The organism is Brevibacterium samyangense (assembly GCF_039529845.1).
Lineage (GTDB): Bacteria > Actinomycetota > Actinomycetes > Actinomycetales > Brevibacteriaceae > Brevibacterium > Brevibacterium samyangense.
In genome coordinates this window covers 13,493-16,157 of sequence record NZ_BAAANO010000003.1, presented here as the reverse complement: position 1 = coordinate 16,157, position 2,665 = coordinate 13,493, and the positions used below count along the sequence as shown (strand labels likewise).

Below are 2,665 nucleotides of genomic sequence, written 5' to 3'. Positions count from 1 at the left end.
CACCCGCGGGGCGCCTCGGGCATTCGGAACCGTGTATGAGCCTGTGAGGCTCATCACGAACGGCGGTGGAATGCGACCCGGACCACAAGTCGGGTTGTCGTAGCTGATAGCCTCCTGCGGTCCCCTTTTCCTGATCCCCAGAGGTATCGCATGTCCTCGAACACCTCCGCGAGTGCCCCCGCTCCGGACATCTCCACCGAGAAGCTCGGCCCGCTCATGCGGGCCCTCGTCGTCATCGAGAAGGTCGGCAACAAGCTTCCGCACCCGTTCTGGCTGTTCATCGGCCTCGCGGTCTTCGTCATGGTCCTGTCCTCGGTCCTCTCGAAGGCCGGTCTGAACGCCGTGAACCCGGCGACCGAGGAAACCGTCACGGCGGTCGACCTGCTGAGCGCGGAGAACCTCCGTGCGATCGTCTCCGGTGTCGTGACGAACTACACGGAGTTCCCGGCACTCGGCCTCGTGCTCGTCGTCATGTTCGGCGTCGCCGTCGCCGAACGCTCGGGACTCATCCCCGTCCTCATGCGCGGGGCGCTCGTGAAGACGAATCCGCGGTACATCACCGTCGTCGTCGCCCTCGTCGGTGCGGCGGCCTCGATGGCCTCGGACGCTTCGTACATGATCGTCATCCCGCTCGGCGGGCTCGCGTTCCGTGCGGTGGGTCGCAACCCCGTCATCGGCTGTGCGGTCGCGTACGCCGCCACCTCGGGCGGCTATTCGGCGGCCCCGTTCGTCAACAGCCTCGATGCGATCCTCGGTGGGATCTCGACCTCGGCGGCGCACATCGTCGACGAGACCTACACCGTCACCCCGGTCGCCAACCTCTTCTTCAACTTCGTGTCGATGTTCGCGGTCGCCGCGGCGGTCACCCTCGTCACCGAGCTGCTCCTCAACAAGCGCGGTGAGCAGATGACGCTCGACGCGGACGTCGTCGAGTCCGAGGACGATCACCGTCTCACGGCGATCACCGCCGAGGAGAAGCGCGGCATGGTCGTCGCGGGCATCGGCCTCGTCCTGTCGATCGTGCTCGTCGTGGTCCTCGCCTGGCCGTCGGGTTCGTTCCTGCGCGATGCCGAAGGCGGATTCGGTCCGGAATCCGGTCTCATGGCCGGGATCGCCGCGATCATCGGATTCGGCTTCTGGATCCTCGGCATCATGTACGGCGTCGCGACGAAGTCGATCCGCACGTGGTCGGACATCCCCGACATGATGGTGAAGGGTCTCGCGCCGTTCATCCAGGTGCTCGTCCTCTTCTTCGCGGCCTCGCAGTTCCTCGCACTCTTCAAGATGTCCGGGCTCGGTGAGATCTTCGCGATCAAGGGCGCCGAGTTCTTCCAGTCGATCGGCGCGAACTCCTTCGTCATCCTGCTCGGCACGTACCTGCTCGTCGCACTCGCGGCGCTCTTCATCACCTCGGGTTCGGGTCTGTGGACCCTGCTCGCACCGGTGCTCGTGCCGATGCTCATGTTCCTCGGCATCGCACCGGAGACCACGCAGGCGGTCTATCGCATCGGTGACTCGACGACGAACATCATTTCGCCGATGAGCCCGTACTTCATCATGATCCTGGGCTTCATCCAGCGCTACAAGAAGGACGCGGGCATCGGCACGCTGCTCTCGCTCACGATCCCGCTGTCGATCGGCATGTTCCTCGTGTGGGGCCTGCTCTTCTTCGTGTGGTGGGCTCTCGGCATCCCGATGGGGCCGGGCGCACCCTCGACGTACCCGGCGGGCTGAGTCCGGATTCGGTCACGATCGGGTTGCGGAACCCCGGTCCCACCAGCGGATGCTCAGGTGGGACCGATAGCATGGAACCCACTGACAACGACCCTCGTGGAGGAAAAGTGAGCAACCCCATCGTCAATCGAAGCCTCAAGCAGGGCGTGCAGGCCGCACGCACGCAGGCTCCGGCTGCCGTGAGCGCCGATCAGCTCCAGCAGATGTACGACGCTCCGGCTGCCCGCCCGATGACCATCGACGACGTCCTCATGAAGACGGTCATCTCCTTCGGTGTGCTGCTGCTCGGCGCCGTCGTCGGTTGGTTCGTCCCGATGCTCGCCCTGCCGGCGGTCATCGTGGCACTCGTCATCGGTCTCGTCATCGCGTTCAAGCGCGAGCCGAGCAAGGGGTTGGTCCTCGCGTACTCCGGCATCGAGGGAATCGCGCTCGGTGGGATCTCCGGCATTTTCAACGCGATATACCCGGGCATCGTCACGCAGGCGGTCCTCGCGACCCTCTCCGTGTTCGCGGTGTGCTTCGCGCTCTACAAGTTCCGGATCGTGCGGGTCTCGAGCGGCTTCATGAAGTTCCTCATGTTCGCGGTCGCCGGCTATGCGGTGTTCTCGATCGTGAACTTCGTGTTCTCGCTCGCGACCGGCACCTCGGGTGCCCGTGGCATCGACATCACCATCATGGGTGTCACGATGCCGCTCGGCATCCTCATCTCCGGCGTCGCCGTGATCCTCGCGGCACTCACGCTCATCACCGACTTCCAGTCGATCGAGGCCGGGATCCGGCAGCGCGTCCCCGAGAAGTACTCGTGGCTGTTCGCGTTCTCGCTCATGACCTCGCTCGTCTGGCTGTACATCGAGATCCTCCGCATCCTCTCGTACCTCCGCGGTGGGGACTGACACCCCATGAGGCGTGACGTAGCGGCGGACCTCCTCGC

2 protein-coding genes are annotated in these 2,665 nt (G+C 65.0%); both read left to right on the top strand.

Annotated elements, in window-relative coordinates:
* Nucleotides 1–150 precede the first annotated feature (150 nt).
* Nucleotides 151–1,734, top strand: a complete 1,584-nt coding sequence (locus ABD172_RS01215) for an AbgT family transporter (protein ID WP_344306211.1) — start codon at nucleotides 151–153, stop codon at nucleotides 1,732–1,734.
* Nucleotides 1,735–1,841: 107 nt separating this feature from the next.
* Entirely contained in the window at nucleotides 1,842–2,627 is a 786-nt protein-coding gene (locus ABD172_RS01210; protein ID WP_344306209.1) for a Bax inhibitor-1/YccA family protein, read from the top strand.
* The last annotated feature ends 38 nt before the right edge of the window (nucleotides 2,628–2,665 follow it).